The sequence below is a fragment of the Algoriphagus hitonicola genome, assembly GCF_900113375.1.
GTDB lineage: Bacteria > Bacteroidota > Bacteroidia > Cytophagales > Cyclobacteriaceae > Algoriphagus > Algoriphagus hitonicola.
Genome location: NZ_FOPC01000002.1, coordinates 124005 through 147048, shown reverse-complemented (window position 1 = coordinate 147048; position 23044 = coordinate 124005). Strand labels below are relative to the sequence as shown.

Annotated in this window: 20 protein-coding genes; 11 read left to right on the top strand and 9 right to left on the bottom strand. The window is 41.9% G+C overall.

Going from position 1 to position 23044, the window contains the following annotated elements; genetic code table 11:
* Positions 1-51 precede the first annotated feature (51 nt).
* From BM043_RS03410 to BM043_RS03395, 4 genes are read left to right on the top strand one after another with little or no spacing between them, the layout of a single operon-like run.
* On the top strand, positions 52-660 hold the full coding sequence (locus BM043_RS03410; protein ID WP_092788862.1) for a cytochrome c family protein: 609 nt from the start codon (positions 52-54) through the stop codon (positions 658-660).
* A 20-nt stretch (positions 661-680) separates the two neighbouring features.
* Positions 681-1376, top strand: coding sequence for a hypothetical protein (locus BM043_RS03405; RefSeq protein WP_092788861.1), 696 nt, complete (start codon positions 681-683; stop codon positions 1374-1376).
* Positions 1377-1383: 7 nt separating this feature from the next.
* Positions 1384-1818: a DUF4345 domain-containing protein gene (locus tag BM043_RS03400; RefSeq protein ID WP_092789355.1), complete on the top strand. Its 435-nt coding sequence runs from the start codon at positions 1384-1386 to the stop codon at positions 1816-1818.
* Positions 1819-1862: 44 nt separating this feature from the next.
* The gene (locus tag BM043_RS03395) at positions 1863-3155 is read left to right on the top strand and encodes a S41 family peptidase (protein ID WP_092788860.1); all 1293 of its coding nucleotides are present in this window, start codon (positions 1863-1865) and stop codon (positions 3153-3155) included.
* 504 nt (positions 3156-3659) lie between these two features.
* Here BM043_RS03395 and BM043_RS03390 read toward each other — a convergent pair.
* From BM043_RS03390 to BM043_RS03380, 3 genes are all read right to left on the bottom strand, one after another.
* Entirely contained in the window at positions 3660-4730 is a 1071-nt protein-coding gene (locus tag BM043_RS03390; RefSeq protein ID WP_092788859.1) for a serine hydrolase domain-containing protein, read from the bottom strand.
* Between the two features lies 1 nt (position 4731).
* The gene (locus BM043_RS03385; protein ID WP_092788858.1) at positions 4732-6231 is read right to left on the bottom strand and encodes a hypothetical protein; all 1500 of its coding nucleotides are present in this window, start codon (positions 6229-6231) and stop codon (positions 4732-4734) included.
* Positions 6232-6653: 422 nt separating this feature from the next.
* Entirely contained in the window at positions 6654-7451 is a 798-nt protein-coding gene (locus tag BM043_RS03380; protein WP_092788857.1) for a glucose 1-dehydrogenase, read from the bottom strand.
* A 191-nt stretch (positions 7452-7642) separates the two neighbouring features.
* Between BM043_RS03380 and BM043_RS03375 the strand changes: the two genes are divergently transcribed.
* The 4 genes from BM043_RS03375 (at position 7643) to BM043_RS03360 (ending at position 13244) form a co-directional block, all read left to right on the top strand.
* On the top strand, positions 7643-10636 hold the full coding sequence (locus tag BM043_RS03375; RefSeq protein WP_092788856.1) for a sensor histidine kinase: 2994 nt from the start codon (positions 7643-7645) through the stop codon (positions 10634-10636).
* 74 nt (positions 10637-10710) lie between these two features.
* Positions 10711-11343 (top strand): response regulator, encoded by a 633-nt coding sequence (locus BM043_RS03370; protein WP_092788855.1) that lies wholly within the window; start codon positions 10711-10713, stop codon positions 11341-11343.
* 429 nt (positions 11344-11772) lie between these two features.
* Positions 11773-12354 (top strand): RNA polymerase sigma factor, encoded by a 582-nt coding sequence (locus BM043_RS03365; RefSeq protein ID WP_092788854.1) that lies wholly within the window; start codon positions 11773-11775, stop codon positions 12352-12354.
* 53 nt (positions 12355-12407) lie between these two features.
* Positions 12408-13244 carry an alpha/beta fold hydrolase gene (locus tag BM043_RS03360; protein WP_092788853.1) on the top strand — a complete coding sequence of 279 codons (837 nt, stop codon included), beginning with the start codon at positions 12408-12410 and terminating at the stop codon, positions 13242-13244.
* A gap of 9 nt (positions 13245-13253) precedes the next feature.
* Here the strand turns inward: BM043_RS03360 and BM043_RS03355 are convergent, their stop codons facing one another.
* The 6 genes from BM043_RS03355 to BM043_RS03330 form a co-directional block, all read right to left on the bottom strand.
* A complete protein-coding gene (locus tag BM043_RS03355; protein WP_092788852.1) occupies positions 13254-13772 on the bottom strand; it encodes a cupin domain-containing protein in 519 nt (172 codons plus the stop codon).
* A gap of 17 nt (positions 13773-13789) precedes the next feature.
* Positions 13790-14263 carry a RidA family protein gene (locus tag BM043_RS03350; RefSeq protein WP_092788851.1) on the bottom strand — a complete coding sequence of 158 codons (474 nt, stop codon included), beginning with the start codon at positions 14261-14263 and terminating at the stop codon, positions 13790-13792.
* Between the two features lie 4 nt (positions 14264-14267).
* Complete coding sequence (locus BM043_RS03345) at positions 14268-15053, bottom strand: MBL fold metallo-hydrolase (RefSeq protein WP_092788850.1); 786 nt, start codon at positions 15051-15053, stop codon at positions 14268-14270.
* 141 nt (positions 15054-15194) lie between these two features.
* The gene (locus BM043_RS03340; RefSeq protein ID WP_092788849.1) at positions 15195-17519 is read right to left on the bottom strand and encodes a PKD domain-containing protein; all 2325 of its coding nucleotides are present in this window, start codon (positions 17517-17519) and stop codon (positions 15195-15197) included.
* A 369-nt stretch (positions 17520-17888) separates the two neighbouring features.
* On the bottom strand, positions 17889-19430 hold the full coding sequence (locus BM043_RS03335) for a M20/M25/M40 family metallo-hydrolase (RefSeq protein WP_092788848.1): 1542 nt from the start codon (positions 19428-19430) through the stop codon (positions 17889-17891).
* Between the two features lie 136 nt (positions 19431-19566).
* Positions 19567-19938 carry a DUF6567 family protein gene (locus BM043_RS03330; RefSeq protein WP_092788847.1) on the bottom strand — a complete coding sequence of 124 codons (372 nt, stop codon included), beginning with the start codon at positions 19936-19938 and terminating at the stop codon, positions 19567-19569.
* Between the two features lie 350 nt (positions 19939-20288).
* Here BM043_RS03330 and BM043_RS03325 point away from each other — a divergent pair, with 350 nt between their 5' ends.
* Genes BM043_RS03325 through eboC form a run of 3 tightly spaced genes read left to right on the top strand, consistent with a single transcriptional unit; the run spans position 20289 to position 23039 of the window.
* A complete protein-coding gene (locus BM043_RS03325) occupies positions 20289-21176 on the top strand; it encodes an EboA domain-containing protein (RefSeq protein WP_092788846.1) in 888 nt (295 codons plus the stop codon).
* 35 nt (positions 21177-21211) lie between these two features.
* Positions 21212-22123 (top strand): TatD family hydrolase, encoded by a 912-nt coding sequence (locus BM043_RS03320; RefSeq protein WP_092788845.1) that lies wholly within the window; start codon positions 21212-21214, stop codon positions 22121-22123.
* Position 22124: 1 nt separating this feature from the next.
* Entirely contained in the window at positions 22125-23039 is a 915-nt protein-coding gene (gene eboC, locus BM043_RS03315) for a UbiA-like protein EboC (protein WP_092788844.1), read from the top strand.
* The last annotated feature ends 5 nt before the right edge of the window (positions 23040-23044 follow it).

Genomic DNA, 23044 nt, shown 5'->3' with positions numbered 1-23044 from the left:
AACCCACTATCTCTTTTTTCCATCAATTGGGAAAATCAACTCCCAATACATATGAAAAATAAAATTCTTTCTTTTACAAGTGCGGCATTGTTGGTGGTGAACCTTTTTGGTTGCCAATCCAATGAATCCAAAAAGCTGAACACAGCGCAAGCGGAACCAGACACTCAAGTTAACTTGGATGCAAAGGTTGCCTTAGGCAAGCACTTAGTGGTGATTGCCGGATGTCATGATTGTCATACGCCTCGAAAAATGGGGCCGATGGGTCCCGAAATGGACATGTCCCGAGCGCTTTCTGGACATCCAGCCCAGGTCCCTATTCCAGAAATAGATCGAAATGAACTGGAATCAAAAGGTATAGCAGCCACCCAAAGCTTAACGGCATGGATGGGTCCTTGGGGGGTGTCTTTTTCCTCCAACCTCACTTCAGATGAGACCGGTATAGGCAATTGGACAGAGGAGCAATTTTTTATTGCCCTTCGTGATGGCAAGTCTAAAGGGATCCCAACAAATCGGCAGATTCTCCCTCCCATGCCTTATGAAATGATTGGTCAAATGACAGATGAAGAAATCAGTGCTGTCTTTGCCTACCTGAAAAGTACCACCCCGATTGATAATGTGGTTCCTCAGCCTATTCCTCCTTTGAATGCAATGAAACCGTGAATTTGAAAATTAAACCAACTATGAAAACTTCACTTTCAATAATTCTCTTCCTTTTGGGGCTGATTGGAAATTTAAATGCCCAGCAACTTCAGCAGCCGCTGGTTGATTTCCCCCTTTCCAATAAGGGTTATGCCTTGCTCAAGTCCGGAGATGTGGTCGAGGGTAAAATCATCAACTATGTCAGTACCCGCGGAATCACTAGAGTAAGCCTGGAGGATCAAACCGGAAATACGTTTAAAATCAACGCAGAGGATATCTATGAATTTGCGATCGCTATGAATGGAGCGGTTAGATTTCAATTTGCTATGGAGCGCGGCTCTTCGGTCAAAAAACTGTTGTCAAGAGATCAGCCCACGGCCAAACCTAAAGATTATATTATTTACCGAAACACCAGTATAAATGGTGAAAAGGAATTCTTGCTTCAGCTCCTTAACCCTGATTTTGATGAGGTTTTTGAGGTGTTTTTTGATCCGTTGACTAGGAAGACTACCGCCTTGCAGAGCCAACACATCGCATGGACGGGAGACAAGCACCGGGTCTATTTTATTTCAAAGAATGGTTCTCCATTAATAAAGGTTAAAAAAGGGAATTACAAGAAAATCTTCCCCACTCTATTTGGAGATTGCTCATCCTTGCTCACAGAAGTTAAAAAGCCTAAGCTGGCGAATTTGGGGAACCATATTTTATGGTATCAAAACAAGTGCTCCTTTGATTGATGTAGCCATGAAGAAGTCTAATAAATGGATGATTTTCACGCGCATTTACCTTGGAGCTTCCATCCTGTCGCTCCTTTTGGTCAGTATGATGGCTCTTTTTAACCCACAAGCAGTCATGGATATGGTACGTGTAGAGCTAGATAATACGGATGCGCTCAGTTCGATACGAGGGGTGTATGGAGGGGTAGGAATCACGATATGTATGAGTATCCTCTACCTCATGGTCAAAAACCCCGAGAAAGGGTTAGCCTTTCTGAGTATTTTTTGGGGTTCTTATGCCTTTTCTCGCCTGATTACGATGATTTCTGATGGCCCTTTAGGAGATTTTGGAAGTAAGTGGTTGCTAATTGAATCGATCATGGCACTTGCTGGATTAGGACTTTGGCTGGCTTTTAATTCCTACAAGGGAAAACAGAAATTATTACTTAGATCCACATTTTAAGGGGATAAGAGGTCCTCAAAAACAAGTATTCAATCCTTAACAAAATGAAAAATTTAACCCTGATAAGTAGTTGCTGCCTTTTATTTCTGATGCAGCCTATAATTGCTCAGAATATAGAAAACGAGCAAAAAGCTGAGGTTCTGAAGAATCTAATCACAGAACTGAAGAATTCTTACATTGATGAGTCCAAGGCAGTTGAGATGGCAGATCACCTAAATGAAAATATCTGGAACGGAAACTATGACAGTATTCAAAGTGCAACTGAATTTGCTTTTATCCTTACTCAGAATATCCGATCGATAAGCAATGATTTGCATTTAGAGGTGCTCTACTCAGATTCACCTGTACAAGCCGAATCCAATGAAGGAAACGATGAAACTTGGTTGATAGACCTGCTTGAAAATAACGGATACGGAGTCAAGAAGAAAAAAATACTGGATGGAAACATAGGGTATTTGGAGATTCCCTTTTTTGGTCCAATCACCCATTGTGCAGACAGTCTGTTTGAAGCGATGAAATTTATTTCTGAAACTGATGCCTTGATCCTGGATTTACGGGAATGTAGAGGAAGTTTGGATCCCAATATGATCCCACTTTTTAGCGGATATTTCTTTGATCAGCCCGTTCACCTTTTTGATTTCGAAAATCGAAAAAAAAACACCTTAAAACAGATGTGGAGCGCTGCCTATGTACCCGGACCAAAATATTTAGGTAAACCTTTGTATATCCTGACCAGTGGCCGGACCTTTTCTGGAGGCGAAGAATTTGCCTATGACATGAAACACCTAGGCCGAGCCAAGCTTTTAGGTCAAGTAACAAAAGGAGGCGCTAATCCAAAGTTCCCGGTACAGCTTTCCGAAAATTTCTTGGTAACTATTCCCATGGAGCGTTCGATCAATTCAGTAACTGGTACCAACTGGGAGGCTGTAGGAGTACAGCCGGATGTGGAAATGCATGCGGCTCTTGCGCTTCATCAAGGTCAAGTGATGGTATTGGAGGAGCTTCTGGCTACTGAAAAAGATCCGAAAAAGGTGAGCCAGTTGAATCAAAATTTGGAAAAAATGAAGGAGACCATCCCGGAGTTGAAGTGTGTTGAAATTTCTCTCACCGGCTACCCGGAAGCAAAGCAAATTCTGGTTTCGGGTACCTTCAATTATTGGGCTACCAATACTAATTTTCTCCAAAAAACCGACCAGGGATGGGAGGGATTTGTGGAAGTATTTCCCGGAGAACACCGTTATCAATTGGTAATTGATGGAAGATGGGTCCCTGATCCGACAAACCCAAATCAAATCAAAGAAGGAAACCGTATTTATTCTTTGCTCAAGGTTAACTGATTTTTCAATCTTGGTAGCTGAATGTAGAAGGGTCGGAAATCAAACTTTCCGACCCTTTTTAAATTGTTGTTGTCAATAGAATCTGTCATTGTTTTGCTTTTTTAATCATAGGACAGATTTTCCAGATGTCTTTATCCCGGATTTTGTATTAGATTTCGTAATGAGGATTTTAATGGCAAGGAAATCAGTCTGTTAGGAGGCTGAGTCATAGCGCTGCTATGGTGAAGTCGAAAACAGCAATTTATAATTGATTTTGAAGCAATTATAAGCCGTTATAAAATTGCTATTGCATATTCCGGGTTTAACCTAAAGAAATTAATAGATTCTGGAATATGCATTTGAACTCCCATTCCGAGCTGATCCGTTTGACGGATAAATTTTTTAAGGTGAGCTTCTGAATTTTAAAAAGAGTCTTTAGCCAGGAGAAATAAAAAAAAGAACCCTCAAACTCAGACGAAAGGTTCTTTGGATTGGACTAAGATATCAATATATGTTTAGTATTGATCATTGAGGAATCTCCGGCATAACTAGCCCATCAATATAATACTGTGCCACTCCTCGGGACAAAAATGGATAGAAACCTCCCCGTCGGTTAGTCAATACGATAATGCTTATCTTCAAATCAGGAAAACGAATCACATCAGCCAATGCCGGCCCTCCGCTATGTCCTGTCAAGCGGTGTCCTTGGTAAGTTTCTGTAATCCACCCCAATCCAAAATACGATGGATTCCCGTTTTTTAAGGGATTAGGTCCAAAAATTAGCTCTTGAGTAGCCGTTGAAATTAATTCCTCCCGGTCTAGAGCCTGCATAAATCTGGATAAATCATCGATAGAAGAATAAATTCCTCCCGCTGGGTAAAACCAGTCCGGAAACCGCATGTCTGAGATAAATGGTCTACTTTCTGCCCAACCGTAGACCCCTACCCGATTTTCGATCAAATCGGCGGTACGAAACAAGCCCTCATCTTTAAGCAGATCAAATCCGGTATTTTGCAACTTTAGTGGATCAAGCAGCATTTCTTTCATCAGTTCAGGGAATGATTTACCCGAGATTTTTAACAAAACTTGGTTCAAAAAAGCATAGTCCGTACTGACATAATATTCTTTCGTACCCGGCTCGTATTCTAATTTTTCTTTCATAGCTGCTTTGATGGCGGTCTGGAGGTTAGGGAATTTTTCGAGTTCGACCATTTTGATACCCGATTGGTGGGAGGCAAGTTGACGGAGGGTTATTGTTTCCCAGCTGTTTGGAAGGGAATCCATATATTTTTCCAGGCAATCATCGACAGAAATCACCTTTTTTTCATGTAAAATACCAAGAAGAACTCCTGTGAAGAGTTTGGTAGTAGAAGCCATCTGAAAAGCACTGTTATAAGTTAAATCTTGGTTCCATTCCAGATTTGCTTTTCCATAAACAGATTTTTTCAAAACCTGCCCATCTTGAATAACTGCAACAGCTGCACCGGGAATATGCTGTGCATGCATCACGCTGTCTATAAATAGGTCAGTGCGATCTTGAGCCTGCAGGAAAATGAATTGGAGAAAGAGGATCGAAAGAAGTGAGAGCTTTTTCATATCAGTGAATTTGGAATAGTGAATAGTGAGAAATGTAATGAGTAAATGATTTTTCGGTTCGAACCCTAGCAGAGGCCAGAGTCTTTGTTTTGGAGTGGAATCTACCAGAATTTCGGAAATAGTCTCGACTTTTTCCAAGAGAAAAATCAGCTAGAAAATCTGAATAGTTGTCCAGTAAATCACTCTCTTCCAGGGTTATGGACTTGAGAGAGACATTTTCAAGCTGGAGTGTTTCGGATGAAATTAAGGGGGCTTTAAGTCGAGCTTGGTTAGGTCCTTGTAAGTGGAATATGAGCCAATCTATACCCTTGGAATCTATTCCTGACCAAGTAGTAAACAACAGGTCGACAGTTCCTGTAACAGCGAGCTTTGATTCATTTTGGATAGAAAAATCCGCTTCAAAAGTTTGCACCGAAGTTGGCACCTGGGCTGCTCTAAATCTGGAAAAAATTTGAAAATCTTCCTCGGCATAGTTGAGCTGGAATTCGACTTTGGGGAAAAGGCTAGCATAATTTACCAGATCCAACTTAAGCACTCCACTTAAAGGCCCTATTTCTAATGGGGTTTGGCTAGTGAGGTCTGAAATTGATTCAAATCCATACACTGAGTAGGATCCGGAGATGGCTTTGGAAAAGCTAATGATTTGAGAATTCATCAAATTCATTGCACTCAAGTTAAGTTCTACTTCTTCGCCAGAAAAAGTGGCTTTTTCCGAAAAAAATTGGGCATAAGTTTTTTCTCCTTGTTTTAAAAGGACAAAAAAACGGGTCGGAATATAATCCAAAAATAGGGGCAAAGTATGGGGTAAAGCCTGTCCGTGGGAAAAACTTCCTCGACTTCCTATCCAGTACTCCTGATGGGTGGGAATCTGCTGGAATTTTAGAGTAGTGGTACCAAATGAGGGATGCCCTTCATTATTAACACTTATTGGGAAAAAACTTCCCACAGAAACCCCATCGAAAACTTGCCCCAAGCCCTGGCGAAATTCATCAAATTCGGTGAATATTCCCCAAGAGAAAGAATCAAACTCATAGCTGCCAAGATCCACCCGGTGATCTCCTGCCTGAACCAATTCTTCCACGTGTACTGTTTGACCATCCTGATTCCATATCACTAAATGATGCCTCACTTGATCCTCTATCAGACTTGGGTCTATGCCTAATTCAAGTAGAAAAGCAGCCTTTTCAAAATTGCAAATCTCATAATTTTCTGGATTTGAGGTTTGGTATACTTTGAGCTGATGATTGCCCGCAGTAAATCCTTCTAAGGGAAGAATCCATTCCCCGTTTTCAGTTTTTTCAGGAAAAACTTCAAGGTTTCCAATAGAGAAGGTCAGGTCGGAATTGGAGATATCGGGATCTGATAAAATATCAAAGCGAAGAAAGTTTCCAAAAACTTGAAGATTCGTTTTGATTTCAAAAGATAGGATCGGAAGGTCATTTTCTTCTGTACATCCGAAAAAAATCAAAATGAATAAGAAGTAAACACCAATAGTTTTCATCGTTGTTGGATTTAAGTTTCAGAGGACGCGAGAATTTAAACCTTTTGGTTTTTTTAGGATGGATTTTAACCAGGTTGGGTTGCTTGGAGATTAGAAAAAATAACCATCATGTATATCCGTAATGACACCAGTAGCAAAATTTTCTTAATGTCCACCTCGACTTAGTTCGACTAGCTCACCAACCATCGCTCGGTGTCCGTTTGTCTCTTTTTGTAGGAGGGGAAGAAACATTAAACTCGGTGGCAGAGCTCGGTCACTGAGCTTGTTGAAGTATCTAGGCCATTTTCACTTACTGGCAAAAAAGCGGATAATCATAAAAACCATTTAGAAAAAAAACTTTTGAATACTCAATAATTTTAAAAAATAGATTTTAAAAGAAGGAATAAAACCGGTAAAGTTCTCTTTCCCGGTTTTTGAAATGCTTATTCTGGCCTTGCCTCCAACCCGGCCAAAATCCCCCCGTCCACATTGAGTTCTATTCCTGTGACATACTTGGATTCGTCCGAAGCTAAATATAAAGCTGCAAAGGCCACGTCTCTTGGACTTCCAAAATGTCTCAAGGGAATTCCTCTTTCCACCTCCTTTATGATTTTATCTCGGACTTCTCCCTCTCCGAGCATGGCATCCCACATCGGTGTCATGATGGCGGCAGGATGAATGGAATTGCAGCGAATTTCATAGCCTTTTTCAGCGCAGAGCAAAGCAACGGATTTGGTGTGGTTTCTTACTGCTGCTTTGCTTGCCGCATAAGCTGCCGCACCGGGAATGCCCACTAGTCCACTGCGCGAAGAAATATTGATGATGCTTCCATGACCCTTTCGCCTCATCAGCGGAATGGCGTATTTACAGCCCAATACAGTGCCATTTAGGTTGACCCGCAGTACTTCTTCAAAGGATTCCATGTCGGGGTTTTCAGCGTCAAAAGGGCCTTTGGTTTCCATAAAACCTGTGATTCCTGCATTATTTATTAGGATATCAAGTCCGCCAAACTCTAATAGCAGCTTTTCATAAACCAATTGCCACTCCCCTTCATTTTTTACATTGAGATGGGTATAGCAGGCCATTTCGCCGAGTTCTTTAGCAAGGCCTTTTCCCTCTTCGTCGCGGATATCCGAGAGAATCACCCTTGCCCCTTCCTGATGAAAAGTCCGGGCAATGCTTTCCCCTATTCCCCGAGCTGCACCGGTGATTAAGGCTGTCTTATGGTGTAATCTTTTCATAAATCATATAAGGGGGTTTGTCTATATTCAGATACAAACGAATTAACCAATTCAGATTATTCTAATGGCATATGTTTCTTTGGACGCTATAATCAGCTTTTACGTTGCTTTTCATGAGCCACATAATCATGTGATTTGGAAAAAGAGGAAGATGGATATTTTGCCAAATCACTTATTTTTAGGAAGAAAATATGAAAAAAATATTTCTTTTTCTTCTTAGCTTATTGAGCTACTCAAGTCTTCAAGCAGAAGAAAACCGTTTTTTTATCAATCGGTTTGGGCTGGCTGATGGACTTTCTTCCAATCAGGTTTTGACAATTCATCAGGACCAAAACCGGTTTCTTTGGATTGGTACTCCCAATGGTCTACAGCGGTTTGACGGACGCAAATTTATGGCCTATGAGGTGAAAATTGATGGGGTCAAGCAACCTAGCCTTCCAGTCTATGAAATCCATCAGGATCGATCTGGAAAAATGTGGCTTCGAATAGGTGATGAGTATGGAATCTACATTCCCGAAAAAGAGGAGTTCATTCCATTCCCTTTTGAAAACGAACAGAAAAGATCCAGTTGGGGAACCCTGTGGATGGATCAGAAGGCAAATGTTTTTATCGTTTTTAAAGAAGACAAAATTCTGTGGATAGATCCTGAAAAAAGAAAAATTACAGATCAAAATATGCCTTTGAAATTTCCGGAGGGGTGGCGCCCCAATTCCATTTTTGAGGACCGGGAAGAAAGGTATTGGATTAGCTGTTTGGAGGGAATCGCGGTCTATGATCCTGCCACTAATCAAGTATACACTGCCCAATACAACCCTGAAAATCTGGCTTTGTTGAATCGCAAGGATTTTCATCATGTAATCAATGTCTATCAAGATCAAGAGGGTGTTTTTTGGATAAATTATTGGGATCCAGATGAGATTTTACTTTCCTACGAACCCAAAACCAAGGATTGGAAAGACCATAAGGAAGAATTGCGAAACGGGAATGCCAATTATCAGGAAGTCTATGGAATATTGGAGTTGCCAGATGGTCAATTTTGGCGATATGGGGTTCAGGCTTTGGGAGATTATGACCGAGAAAGAAGACAGTTCAATCGTCTGGTTCAGAAGAATATCGTGTTTGACAAAATAACCAAAGCGATATGGGATCCCGCCAAAGGAATTTGGCTTGGCACCGATCAGGGGTTGTATTTTATCCATCTCGATACACCTGCTTTTTTTTTCAAGGAAATGGATACACAAGAAGGGAATTATGAATTCCAATCCATAGAAGAGGTCGTTCATGAGGGAGATACTTCCATTTGGTTGGGAAGCTGGGGTAGAGGAATCAAAATCTTTAAAAACCAACAGGAGCAGGATGCAGAATGGACCGCAATTAACCGTCCACCTTTAATAGAATTCAATCAAGTATGGGATTTATTTCATGACAAAAAACGTGAGGTAATTTGGGTAGCGCTACAAAAAGGTAATCTGCAGATCATCGATCTGAATACTCGGAAATCTACCTTTCTCAGTCCGGAGGCTTTCGGAGGCTCGACTATCAGAACAATAGCTCAAGACAAAACAGGCGACCTTTGGTTTGGTACTCAAAATGGAACGGTGGTCCATTTCACCGGAGAGGGAATTGAAGAGCTTGGTTTTAGCCAATTTTATAAAGTAGGAGGGACCATCCCAAAGCTGCTGGTGAGTAAAGACCAAAAAATCTGGATTACTACAATTAATGAAGGGGTTTATGTAGTTGATTCAGCAACAGAAAAACTTTTCAAACACCTCGATGACCGTGTCCTAAGCTCCAATAAAATCGAAAAAATCCATCAACTCAATGATAGTATATTTCTCATGGGCTTTGAATTGCTCAATAAATACAATGCACTAACTGGAGAAAATCAGGTTTTTTCTTACTCAGATGGATTGGTGAGTAATGTAATCTCACACATAGCCTCAGACCGTACGGGGCAGGCATGGATCTACACACCCAACGGAATGACGCGGTTTGATGCAACTACTAATACCTTTTCGTCCTTTGGAAAAAATCACTTTTTTTCTCAGTTACCTACTGATGGTTACTCTGGAATGCAATTGTCCAACGGAGATTTAGCTTTTGTCAGCAATAATGCCTTGCTGATTTTTGATCCTTTACAGTTTGAGCGCAATCAAACGCCACCGAAACCCACCATCAGTAGTGTGAGTCTTTTTGGCGTCTATGTAGGTGATGAGACAGTGGGAAATTCTCAACGAATATTCTCTTCGCAGCAAAACAACCTGACTTTCGACTTCAATTTGTTGAATTTTTCGATTCAAGATCGATTTGGGTATTATTATCGATTGGTAGGAGCGGATCCAGATTGGGTAAAGGCAAAAGGCGATTTTCAGGCAGTGTACTCGCTTTTGCCTCCGGGTGAATACCAGTTTGAAGTAAAAACTGCCAATGAGCTTGGGGTTTTCTCAGACCCATCAATTTATGCTTTTGAAATCAAGCCAAGTCTAGTGCAGACCTGGTGGTTTAAAGCATTACTGGGTTTGCTCTTTTTGGGAATTGTATTTTTGATTTACCGAATGAACGTAACCCGGATTTTGGCTGTCGTCAAACTTCGCAGCCGCCTGGCCAGAGATCTACACGATGATATGGGCTCCACCCTAAGTACGATCAATATCCTGAGCTCCATGGCCAAAACTAAACTCGGTACCGATCCCGCCAAAACCAGCGAATACATTTCGAAAATATCCGAAAATAGCCAGCGTATGATGGAGTCTATGGATGATATCGTCTGGAGCATTAAGCCTCAAAACGACTCCATGGAAAAGCTCATCGCCCGCATGCGTGAGTTTGCCAATCAGGTTCTTGAAAGTAAGGATATCGTCTTTTCGATGGAAGTACACCCTCAGATCCTCGGGTTGAAGCTCAGTATGGATGCGCGAAGAGATTTATTTTTGATCTTCAAAGAAGGAGTCAATAATTCTGCAAAATACTCCGGCGCATCCAGAGTTTATATTGCTTTTGGCATTGAGCGTAATTTATTTACCATGCGAATAAAGGATTATGGGAAAGGGTTTGAAATGGAGGATCTGAATGAAGGTAATGGTCTGGAAAACATGAAAAAAAGAGCATTAAATCTTGGAGGATATCTGGAAATCAACACCCACCCGGGAAAGGGAACTGAATTGATTCTGAAAGTCCATTCATGACAAAAACAACCTAAATATGTGATTGAAAGTCATTTTTGACTATGCTAATTTTATATTGCTAAACCTCAAAAACTATGATCAAGCTCCTAATTTATGAAGATAATCCCCAGCTCCGAGAAGGGCTTACTATGCTGATCGACGGTAGTGAAGGGTTCAGTGTCTTGGCTGCTTTTAAAAACTGCAGCAATGTCGCCCAAGAGATTAAGAATTTTCGACCGGATGTAGTGCTTATGGATATTGATATGCCCGGAGTAAACGGGCTCGAAGGCTTGAAAATCATCCGTCAAATTGATGGACAAATCAAAGTGCTGATGTTGACTGTATTTGATGACCATCAAAACATTTTCGAAGCCTTAAAGAGTGGAGCTAATGGCTATATTCTGAAAAAAACACCTCCAGCCAAATTACTCGAATACATTCTAGAGGCTTCAACTGGCGGAGCGCCTATGACTTCCTCTGTCGCTGCCCAAGTACTGAAAATGTTTTCTCAAATCCAGCCTGCAGTAGAAAACGATTATAATCTTACTGACCGGGAAAAAGAAGTTTTGCAGTGGTTGGTCAACGGGTATTCTTATAAAATGATTGCCTCGGAGATGTTTATTGCCATAGACACTGTCCGATCCCACATCAAAAAGATCTACGAAAAGCTCCATGTCAATTCTAAAAGCGAGGCAGTAGCTAAAGCTTTTCGGGATAAACTTGTATGATCAAAATTCGATTGCGGATAAGACCTTCCAGGATTTCGAAAAACCGGAAGGTCTTTTTTTTTACTCTGATTAGACTCACATCTTTTTGATTTTTTTCACCTCTACTTCTTTGTTTTCCACCCATTTATGTGATTTACGGACACTAGTTTTTGTGGCAGTTTTGTCCCGTACTAATTGGTAATCAAAGTGATGAAGCCTTTTTGGAAAATTATCTTCTTACTCTGGGCAACGACCGTATGCTTGGGCGAAGGAAAAGTTGAGCCTTCGATTTCAGCTCATGCTGAATCGGGAAGCTTGACCCAAAAAAACCACCCATTCATGTGATGCCAAACTCACATTTCCACCTGATCAAATCTCGTGATAATACCATCAACCAATGTCCCTTTTTGAGAATGAAACCAACTTTTAAAAACTATCCCATTATCTATTATGAAATCTACATTGGTCAAACTACCATCGGAACCCTCTACTAGCGGACTTCCGATCGAGCAGCTGTACTTGGGCTGTCTTGTACAAAATCCCCGGACGCAGCGCGAACTCTTTAATCGGCTTTATGCTAAAATGCTGAGCCTTTGTCTAAGGTATATCAAAGACTCTGCCGCTGCAGAGGATGTGCTTTTGGTTGCATTTCGTAAAATTTTCGACCGAATCGAGCAATTCAAACAGACCGGAAGCTTTGAGGGCTGGATCCGGCGCATAGTGGTCAATGAGTGTCTGATGCAGTTGGAGAAAGAATCCCAGTGGCAGAAAGATACTGGCTTGGAAAAAATCCAATTAGCGGCAAATCAGGAAAACCCCGATACAGCGCTCCATTGGGAGGATCTGATCAAGACCATGGAACTGCTGCCAGCCGGGTATCGAAAGGTTTTTGAACTTTTTGTTTTTGATGGCCTTAGTCATGAGGAAATTGGAAAGGAACTCTCCATATCTCAAAACACCTCAAAATCTCAGCTGTGTCGGGCGCGCGTCCACCTGCAGCGACTCTTACAAATGGAACCAAGGAGCAATTAAGCTCCATAAAATTCATTGATGGTCACCTTTGATAATTTAAAGTCTTATTAACTATGCAGAAAGAAGCTCGTTCCAAAATTCCATTACTCATTATTGGATCTAAAATTTTCTACGAAAGGGTTTTACCAAAGGGGTTGAAAACCCGCTTTGAACTCTTTTATTTTGATCACCGGGGATTTGCTGAGCATCCCGGAAAAACGATGAGCTATTATTCATCCTTAGATGACATTAGCAAGGAGATCGAAGAATTTCGCCAGGCACATCGCCTAGATAAATTGTTTCTTTTTGGTCATAGTGGCCATGCCTATATGGCCTTGGAATATGCCAAAAACCATCCAAAATGGGTATTAGGTCTAATATTGTGCGCTTGCAGCCCGGATTTAAGCCCTTCCACTCATACAGCTGCGGCGACATTTTTTGAAAATGAGGCAGAGGAATTCAGAAAAAGGGTATTTGAAGCGGATATGGCCACTCTAGGTCAGAAGATTGAAGAAAATCCTAAGGAGCGGTTTATTCAATTTGTTCTTTGCCAAAAAGCAAAAAATTGGTTTGATCCGAACTATGATGCCTCTTGGATGTGGGAAAAAGTTCCGACACACTTACCCACCTTAGATTACATCTGGGGCAAGCTTTTCGCGGATTTTCAAGTCAAATCAGGGCTAATGAAAATCAGCTGTCCTGTGTTGTTTTTACAGGGTGAATTTGATTTTGTAGCAGGGCCGGCTTTGTTATGGGATCCATATTTATCCTTCTTCCAGCAAGTGGAGGTTCATCTTTTTGACCGAAGCGGACACTATCCAATGGTCGAAGAGCCTATCAAGTTTGAGCGTTTGATTGCGGCCTGGACTTCAAGATTGAAACAAGGAACCCTACCGCCCGAGAATTTTTGAAAATACCTCTCAGGTATTTTGGCTCCTTTCTGGGTTGATTTCCTCTTTCCAAAATTCCCGCGGGTTGAATTCTCCTTCGAAATACGGATAAACCTGATCTTTTTGGAAGATTTCCATGGAAGGAGCCAAAAGAACCTTTCCAGAATCCGGAAACTCGCAAATATCAAAACCCATAAATGTCCGGATATCCAAGTATATGCAGGGTTCATCATTGCTATTATAGAATTGGTGAGCACCATTTTTTCCTTTTTCAAAGAAGGCAAGATCTCCGACCTGAAGTTTTTGGAATCCCTGTTCCGATCTTAAAGTCATCGAACCTGAAAGAATCATAAAAAACTCCTCCGCATTTCGATGGAAATGATATGGCGCTGAGAATTGACCCGGTTCCAATCTTCGCAAATCCACGTGCAGGTTTTCGGGTTTTAGTCCTAATCGGGTTTTAAAACTTTCAGTAAACAAATTATAACCGGGAATTTTTCCTGATTCCTGCTGAAATTTCCATTCTGATTTTTTGAGTATATAAGTCATTTCAATTGTTTTAACGATCAAAAATGGACGGTAAAATCTGTAACTAAACCTGTAGAAAACTTTCTTGGAAGGGCCGCTACTCCCGTAAGTGACCTGCTGTGCTTCCCAGCACTCCCTAAAACCTGATTGAAGAAGTCAGAAGCTCCATCAGCTACCTTAGGTGCTTCATCCCATTTTTCCGAAGACCGGTAATAAAGGTGCAGGTGATTTAAACTGAACAGTCTTTGGAACCCCATTTCCTTTTGGATTTGGGCAAGTACATTTAGACTGCAAAGCTGCGCCGCCAAATAACCATCATCAGTTGTCAATTCTTCACCAAGTTTTCCCTGAAAGCGGAATTGATCCTTGTAAATGGGAAATTGAATCGAAACAGTAAGTCGGTTTCCCATCAAGTTGGTTGCAGAATAGTTTCCACCAGGCATTGGTGGCTTAGGTATGTTCAAGTTCATTGAGTTTAGTGCCTCAAGGATAGTCGATGCATTGGTTTTCATAGGATTAAAAGATTAAAATTGTTCCGTTTTCAGGAATATAAACCCTAGATTCATTAATTCCTTTTTCCTCAATCATTTTTAAAAGACTTGATCTTGTTTCTGTTTCGTGATCCAAAGCATCGATATGGGTTACTATGATTTGGCTCTCTGGTGTATATTGGGTTAATTCAGCCAATTGGACGCCATCCATAATGAGTGGTTGGGTATCTTCCTTGAGCCCTAGATTCAAAAAATCATAGGATTTGAAAAATTTATTCCCTCCAGCATGGCAAACTAGGATTTCCGGACTAAACCGATCGATCGTATTTTTTACATTTTGTTCAAATATTGTATCACCTAACCAATACAGTGTTTTTTCAGATTCATTTTGAAAAACAAGTCCGGAAACAGGCCCCATTAAATCAGCAATTTTCCCAAAACCATGCTTACCAGAAATTTTTTGGATCGAAGTATCGCCAAGATTAATTTTTTCTTCTAATGGAATTACATGGATAAACCCCATCTCCAGTATCGAATGATAGTCTTCAGGTTGGCATAAAACTGGGATTTCTTTCTGCAATTTTTGTTGTGCCAGGGAATCAAAATGATCAGGGTGAAGGTGTGAAATAAAAAGGTAATCTACCTGCTCAATTATTTCATCAATAGAGGAGGGGAGTGCCGAAGTAGGATTTTTTGAATTTCCTCCAAAAGATGGTTCGGAGAATACTTCTGCGAAATAGGGATCAATTAAAAATGTCTGTCCGCCATATGACAGTTTCATTGTGGCGTTTCTTATATGTAAGATTTTCATAGTTCGTCATTTATGTACACACATTCACATTGGTGCTACTTTTCTGACTTTGCAACAAACATGGACTAGTCAGAATTAGATTTTTTAAAGAAACCCCCGCCAATTGAAGCGGGGGCTTGCTCAAACAAAAAACCAAAAAAATTACTCCCAAGCAGAAATCTCACTGCCAGGGATTCCTTCAAAAGTTAAATCTGAAGTTCGCAAAAGGTCTATGAACTGCTTAGCGACTGCGATTCCATGTTGCCCTGAGTAAGCGATCCTTGAGTTTTGAATGAGCAAGGATCCTTGGGGGACATTGTCCACGGTGATTGCAGCGGAAAAATTGTTTGCCAACAATCTCCCGGCATGAAAAATTTCAGCATATTGAATGTGATTTTGTGCGTGATTAGTCGAATAGGTAATTCCATACCATGACCCTGCCTCTTCGCCCACACCGCGAATAATAACGGGATTGCCTTCATTTCCCTCGATTCTTAAATAGCCTAGCCTTCCATTTGCGTCCTGAACATCAATGCGTGAATTTGGCTGCATTTTGATGGTCACACCCTCTTTGAGCCGCATCCCTGATTGGATTACGAGATCCTTACTCAATCCCTTGATCACATAGGGGATTCGCTGTTGAAAACCTTTCCAGACGATTTCTCCTCCATCTTTGGCCAATGGATGAAATCCATCAACGAGGACTTCATTTTCGCCATTATTTTCAAACTTGTTGTAATAATCGAGGTGTTCTACCACCTGAGCGGAAATGGAAAGTGGATTTTTCAGGTGGTTTTGGATGATGTTTTGGCTGAACTCAATGGTTAAATTGGTCGCAGCGGCTTCCAGTCCATGGCCTTTCCCTTCATCCAAGATAGTCTTGACTACTTTTAGACCTGCCCCATTGCCCAGTTTGATGGTGGCAGCATCTTGTCCTGCAATTGGAGTGCTTCCTGCATGTTTGATTTTGGCAAACATGATACTGCTTACTGCTCCTTGGGAGTCAGTGATGTAGATTCCTCTCCAGGCACCTTTTGCTTTGGTTTTTCCTTCGATGACTACTGGAGCTGTCTCTTCGCCAAGTATTCGGAGTTTTCCACCTGAAATCACCCGGATTCCCTGATCATTGCCCATGTTTAAGTGAGCGCCAGTTGAAAGCACCAAAGTAGAGCCATTGTAAATAACCAATTCATCTAAAACGTCATATTCTACCTGAAATGTCGGCCAAAAATTATCTACGCCGCTTAGGATTTTACCTTCTATGATCTGGATGGCACCATCTTGAAATTGATTGTCAAAAGAAACATAGGTCATTAAACTGGCAGGAATCTGCAGTGGAGCAATGGTATTTTCTTTGATCTGGTTATTCTTAAATTCCGCTAGTTGGGAGTTGATTTGAAAATCAAGTCCAATTCCATCATTGATGTGAATGGTGGAGTTTGAAAGAAATAATTTTGCACCAGATCCAACTTGAATCCCGTAACCCAGTTTTCCAGCATCTCTTACCTCTATACCTACCAGGTATTCAGGTGGATTTTTAGAAAGTATTTTAATCCCGTCCCAATACCCCTTTTGGGCTTCTTTGCCCTGAAAAATAATTGGCAACGTCTCGGTCAGCATGGTGTAGGCCTTCAGGGAGGCATTTTCTGCAATCATCAATCCTGCCCCATCTTCAAATCCAACGCGCACTCCTGGTTCGATAGTCAATTTTGCACCCCTTACTGCTACATCAGAAGTGACCAAATAATCTAATTTTTCAGGCTCAGATACAAAAACATTGGTCAAGGTCCGATCTTCCAAAATATCTTCGTTGATAAGGATTGGTCCTTGATTGGAGCTGTTTTCCAGTACCGTGATTTTCACCAAATCTTGAGACGTTGATTCTCCTAGAATCAAGCTAAGTTTAAATACATAGTCACCGGCCTTGGTGGGGCTAAAAGTAGTTTCGATCAGGGTGGGATTTTCAATTGTAACGGAACTGTTTTCGGGTTTGGAAACATTTTCCCAGAGGATTTGAACTTGCTCTCCCCCTAGGATAGAAGCAGCTCCATTTAGTGCTAGGGAATTTCCGATTTCTACCGTCCGGTCCTCGCCAGCTACTGCCAATAGATTCGGCTCAGGATCGTCACTGAGTTTTATAATCACCTGATCCTTGGCTTCCCAATTTAAGTAGGAAATGGTAAGTGTAATTTTATATTCCCCGGGAAGGGTACCAATCAGCTTGGCAAAAACCTCATTTTCATTTTCAATAGTGGCTGTTGAACCTGTTGGCTTTGAATTTACCTCCCATTGGTAGGCAAAAGGTTTTCCCATGGAGTTGGTGGAGAGACTTCCGTCAAGAATGGTTGCAAATCCCACAAATCCCACTTCAGGATCGCCAGCATCAGCGGTAAGTGGATTTATAGGGTTTTTGTCCTCTTCTTCGCATGCTACAAAAGCGAAAACGGAAAGTAGCAGGAAAACAATTGGTCTAATCGTCAATTTCATAGAATCTGTTGGTTTAGTTTTTGAAAAATTCTTTTCTCACTCAGGATGGAAAAATCAAAAGTGGAGTTGCATGAGTAGCAGATATTTTCTTTCCAGTTGAAATAAACTGCGTGAGGCCTTCTTTTTGCAGAATGAGAAAAAATCAATACTGATGTTAAAAAGTTTGATTGAGTCTTTTTGAATACAGAGAAGGAGTTAATTTTTAAAATATCCCTTTTAGTAGATTTTATCCATCAGGATTAACTACCCATAATATGGGGTGCTGTCGAGTATGAAAATTTCTTTCACTAAAAAAATAACTGAAGTCAAGGAAAGCTAAAAAAAAGCTTCCCCATTTCTGAAGAAGCTTTTTAAGGTTTTTAGGAAATTTTAATCCATCCCTCCTTTGCGGGTCGGAGATCGTGGAGTTGGCCAATCGGTTGGCTCGCCGTTTCTGCCTAATGGGATTCGAAGCTCTTTGGACACCATTTCTGGCTCCTCGCAAGCCATATAAACCATGATGGCGGCTAAGATGGCGTTGTTTTGTACATCGTCAAAAACGATTTTGTCATAGGTGTCCAAATTAGTGTGCCAGGTGTAATTATAGTAAGACCAGCTTAACGAAGACAGGTTAAACGCCGGTGCCTTTGCTGCCACAAAGGACGCATAATCGGAACCGCCGCCTCCGGGATTTCCAGGGAAGGTAGTTTCAATATCTCGTGTGATTTCCCGGGGAACTTTAGAAAGCCATCGGCCCAAGTATTCATAACTGTCCACAAAGCCTTGTCCGGAAAGATTGGCTACTCGGCCGGTCCCATTGTCTTGGTTGAATAAGGCCTGCAAATTGGCGACGATCTCAGGATGGTCCTCCACGAATGCTCTGGATCCATTTAACCCTTGCTCTTCAGAACCCCAGTGCCCAACTAGAATGGTTCTTTTAGGATTTGGATATACTTCTTTTAAGATGCGCATCACTTCCATCATCAGGATAGTGCCGGTTCCGTTATCTGTGGCACCTGTACCGCCATCCCATGAGTCAAAGTGAGCCGAAAGCATGACATACTCATCGGGCTTTTCTGTACCTTTGATTTCAGCGATGGTATTGAAAGTTGGCTGCACACCGGTTTCTTTGGATTGGGCATTGAGGTGAATCATCGGCTTCTTTCCGCTATCGGCTAGACGAAAAAGCATCCCGTAATCTTCGAGTGAAAGATCAACTGTTGGGACTTTTTTAGTCATCGCGGAGAAAATCTTGTTTGCTCCAAAGCCTCTGGACCAGTAGCTGGTAATGATCCCCAAAGCTCCAGCGTCTTCGAGTGCTTGTGGCAATTCTCTTCTTCCCAAGCCGGTTTTTTGCAATCGCTGATTCCATGCCCGCTCAAATTCTGCTCGTTCTTCTTTCATTCTCTCGAAAGACTCTTCCGTGGCCCACTCTTCCCAATTGTAATCAGGTCGCCCTGTCATTTGAGGAGTAGAAATCATCACGTATTTCCCTTTGGCATTGGGAAGCCAGGTCTGAAAAGTAGCGGCATCCGCCAAGTCTGGCAAAACGATCACTTCGCCCTGAGCTCCGCCTTCTGGAGAAGATGGGGACCAGGCAAGCTGCATTCCTGATAGGGAGCGAACCCATGGTTCTACCATATCGATATGGGTAATTCCTCGATCCCAGCCTCTCCATTCGCCCCATTGTTCATTTCGGGCTTCGATTCCCCAGGATTGGTATTTTTCCACTGCCCAGTCATGTGCCTGTTGCATTTGAGGGGTGCCGACGAGTCGCGGACCGATGCCGTCTAGAAGCTCATGTCCGAGATCTTTTAGCTGGGAATTTTCCCTAGCTTCTTTAATGATATTTTCGATGACGGGATCTTGAGCCTGTGCTTGGATGCCTAAAAATAGCATCAGACCCATCCCTAGAAGGTAGCGTTTTTTCATAGTAGATTTTGTTTAGGTAATAAAAATATAGGAAAGGCTAGGAAAAGGCTGAACCGTTGGTGGATTTCTTCAAAAGAATCCCATCTAGCGGAAACTATAATTCCAAAAAAGCCAACTTGAACCTAGCTTTGTAAGGTTATTTGGTGAACTCTATGACATCTGCCGAAGCATTGACCTGATGTTTCCAGAAAAACAAAAAGAAGGAAGTTTTGGTAGAGAACGTTTCATTTATCAAAGCCTTTGATCCTCCTTTAAGATTTGCATTTTGATACATTTCATTTTTGGCAGACTCGAGGAGTGATTTTTTACTAAGTCCACCTATACCAAATACATAAGTGGCATTTGCTTTTCCCTCCACTCGGTCTTTTACCTCATAATTTTTTTCGGAAAGGATGACTTGCGTGTTTTGAGAATTCAAATTTCCTGTAAAAGCACTATGGCTAGCACAACTGCCAAAAAAAAGCAAGGTGGATCCAAATAAAACTGATTTAATTAATGATTTTTTCACTGCAAAATGTAATTAAAATATGAAAGAAAATAAGGTTAAAACTAGGGCTTCAAGTGCTGTAAGTCAAAATTATTAGTTGATTTTTTTCAGTCTTGGACTCTATACGGTTAAAAGTCAGTGCTTTTGGCTTTCGTCTATTTCTTTACAAAAAAAATTAATTCATGAAATCAAGTCGAATTTCAAAATTTCCTGCATGAGTTTGAAATGCTTTTTGTAACTGAAAGGACTAACTTTTCTTCAATTACCTGATTTTTGTCAGAGATCCTCTTTTTTCCTTTCCACTCTTCCCAATTCGAATGGAATTTAATTTTTGAAGAGTTAATTTACAGTTCCAAAAGCCCAATTAACCGATGAACCAACATCTGGAAATCCGAAACTTTCTGATCCAAGCCCTAGAGGCTAACTCGGAAGAAAAATCCATCCAATGGCTCAAGCAGAAAGCTCAAAAAATACAGGAATCCAATTCTTCAACTCCCCTTTTTCTGGCTTTCAGCCAAGCATCCCGCTTTTTCTCAAAAGATTTGCTTATACTCAGTGAGCAAGAAAAAATTCAAGTAGATCAATTGGTGTCGGCTTTTGAACCAGCACATTGGAATAGGCTTCAAGCGGCGAGATCATTTCTTTTATTGAACTTGCCTCAAGAAAAAGAGAGCTGGTTTTCAGCGATGAATCAGCTTTTCGAAACCGCCGATATGCATGAGCAGCATGCGCTTTTTGCCGCACTTCCCATTTTGCCGTTCCAAGAGGATTTGCTTACGCGGGCGATTGACGGTTGCCGGACGAATATGACGCTAATTTTCGATGCTGTTGCTTTGAATAATCCCTATCCGGCAAGCTATTTCCCCGAAGCCAATTGGAATCAACTCGTGCTCAAGGCAGTCTTTATGCAGCGTCCGCTTTACCGAATTCAGGGGTTGGAGGAGCGAAGAAATTCAGCCTTGGCCGAGATCGCATCTGATTTTGCGCATGAGCGCTGGGCTGCGGGACGAAACGTCATGCCTGAGCTTTGGCGCTTGGTTGCTCCTTTTATGAATGATCAATACCTTGCTGATCTTGAAAAGGTATTGAATTCGACCGATGACTTGGAATTAGCGGGAGGGGTTTTGACCCTCTATGAAAGTGATTTTGCTCCCGCAAAAGCCTTATTGGCCGATTATCCAGATCTACTCGCTCAAGTGGAGTCTGGACAAATCACTTGGCAAAAAATCGGGAAAGAATACCAGGATTCCCGCGTTTGATAAAAAAAAACTGAACAGCATTAAAAACAGAAATTATGGCTAAATATATAGATCCACATATTCACTTGGTATCCCGGACAACGGATGATTACGAGGCCATGCAAAAAGCTGGAATCGTAGCGACCATCGAGCCTGCCTTTTGGCTGGGGCAGCCTCGGACAGAAGTGGGAAGTTTTAAGGATTATTTCAGTACGCTGGTTGGTTGGGAACGTTTTCGGGCGAGTCAGTTTGGGATTGTTCACTATTGCACCATGGGCTTGAATTCCAAAGAAGCCAATAATATTGCCCTGGCGGAGCAGGTGATGGAATTACTTCCACTTTATGTAGGAAAAGAAGGAGTCGTGGCTATCGGTGAAATCGGATACGATGATCAGACGGAAGCCGAAGACCGTTTTTATCGCGAGCAGCTAGAGCTGGCCAAAGATGTGGATTTGCCGGTGTTGATTCATACTCCGCATCGGGACAAGAAAAAAGGAACCTATCGCTCCATGGATGTGGCAGAGGAGCATGGAATGGATCCAGGCTGGGTCATCGTGGACCACAACAACGAGGAAACGGTCAAAGAAGTCCTGGATCGGGGATATTGGGCCGGGTTTACTATCTATCCCCATACCAAAATGGGTTCGGAGCGTATGGTCGAAATCGTCAAACAATACGGACCTGAGCGAATTATCGTCAATTCGGCTGCGGATTGGGGGATTTCGGATCCATTGGCAGTACCAAAAACGGCAGACCTAATGCGAAAAATGGGTATTCCCGAGGAGCATGTGGAGCTCGTTACGTACCGAAACGCCCTGACCGCCTTTTCACTTTCCGGTCAGATGGACGAGAATGATTGGTTGAGCGCCCCACCAATTGATCAGACCAAAAAACTAGGAGGCAATTCCGTTCTCCGTGGAGGTCAGGTGCCCCGAGTAGAAGGACCTTCTGATCGGGTAGAAAACTAACATGAAGCAAAGAGCTTTTTTTGCGTATTTGCAACTCACCCGCCCGGCTAATGTGGTCACCGCGATCGCAGATATCTGGGCGGGTTTTGCTATTGCCGGAGGTTGGGCATTTTTGGTTTCTGATTGGTCTTTGGCTGAAGGAGATTTTTGGCAAAATTTACTTTGGCTTTCTCTCAGCACGATTGGTCTCTATGCCGGAGGGGTTGCTTATAATGATATCGCCGATGCGGAGCTTGATGCTGTAGAGCGGCCTGAGCGCCCCATTCCCAGTGGAAGGGCTTCCAAAAATAGAGCGATTTGGATGGCTTCTCTGCTGTTGATTGTTGGAATTTTGGCTGCTTTTCAAGTGAATTTTTTGGCGGGGATTTTGGCTATTTCGGTTGCCGCTTGTGCTTTGGTCTATGATTATTGGGGAAAACATCAGCGGTTTCTTGGGCCGATCAATATGGGGCTTTGTCGAAGTGGCAACCTTCTGCTGGGAGTAGCAGTAGCACCTGAGGTGCTCGAAAAGGTCTGGCTTCTGGGAATGCTTCCCTTGATCTATGTCGCAGCGATTACCATGGTAAGCAGAGGGGAAGTTCATGGAAAAAACAGACGCTCTTTATTTGCCGGATTTTTCATGTATTTGGTCATTCTAGGGGCAATTTTGTTTTTGGCAAAAATCCAAAATCCGAACTATTGGCAGGTTATTCCCTTTTTGGGATTGGTTGCTTACATGATTTTTCCACCGCTTATCCGTGCGATTCGAACCCAAAGTCCTCAATTGATCGGAAAATCCGTCAAGGCTGCCGTAATTTCTCTAATCATCGTCAATGCTTCGCTGACGACAGCTTTCCAAGGTTGGGAATTTGGAATCATCGTTTTACTGCTTCTACCCTTATCTTTGTGGCTGGCCAAAGCATTTGCTGTTACCTAAAGAAA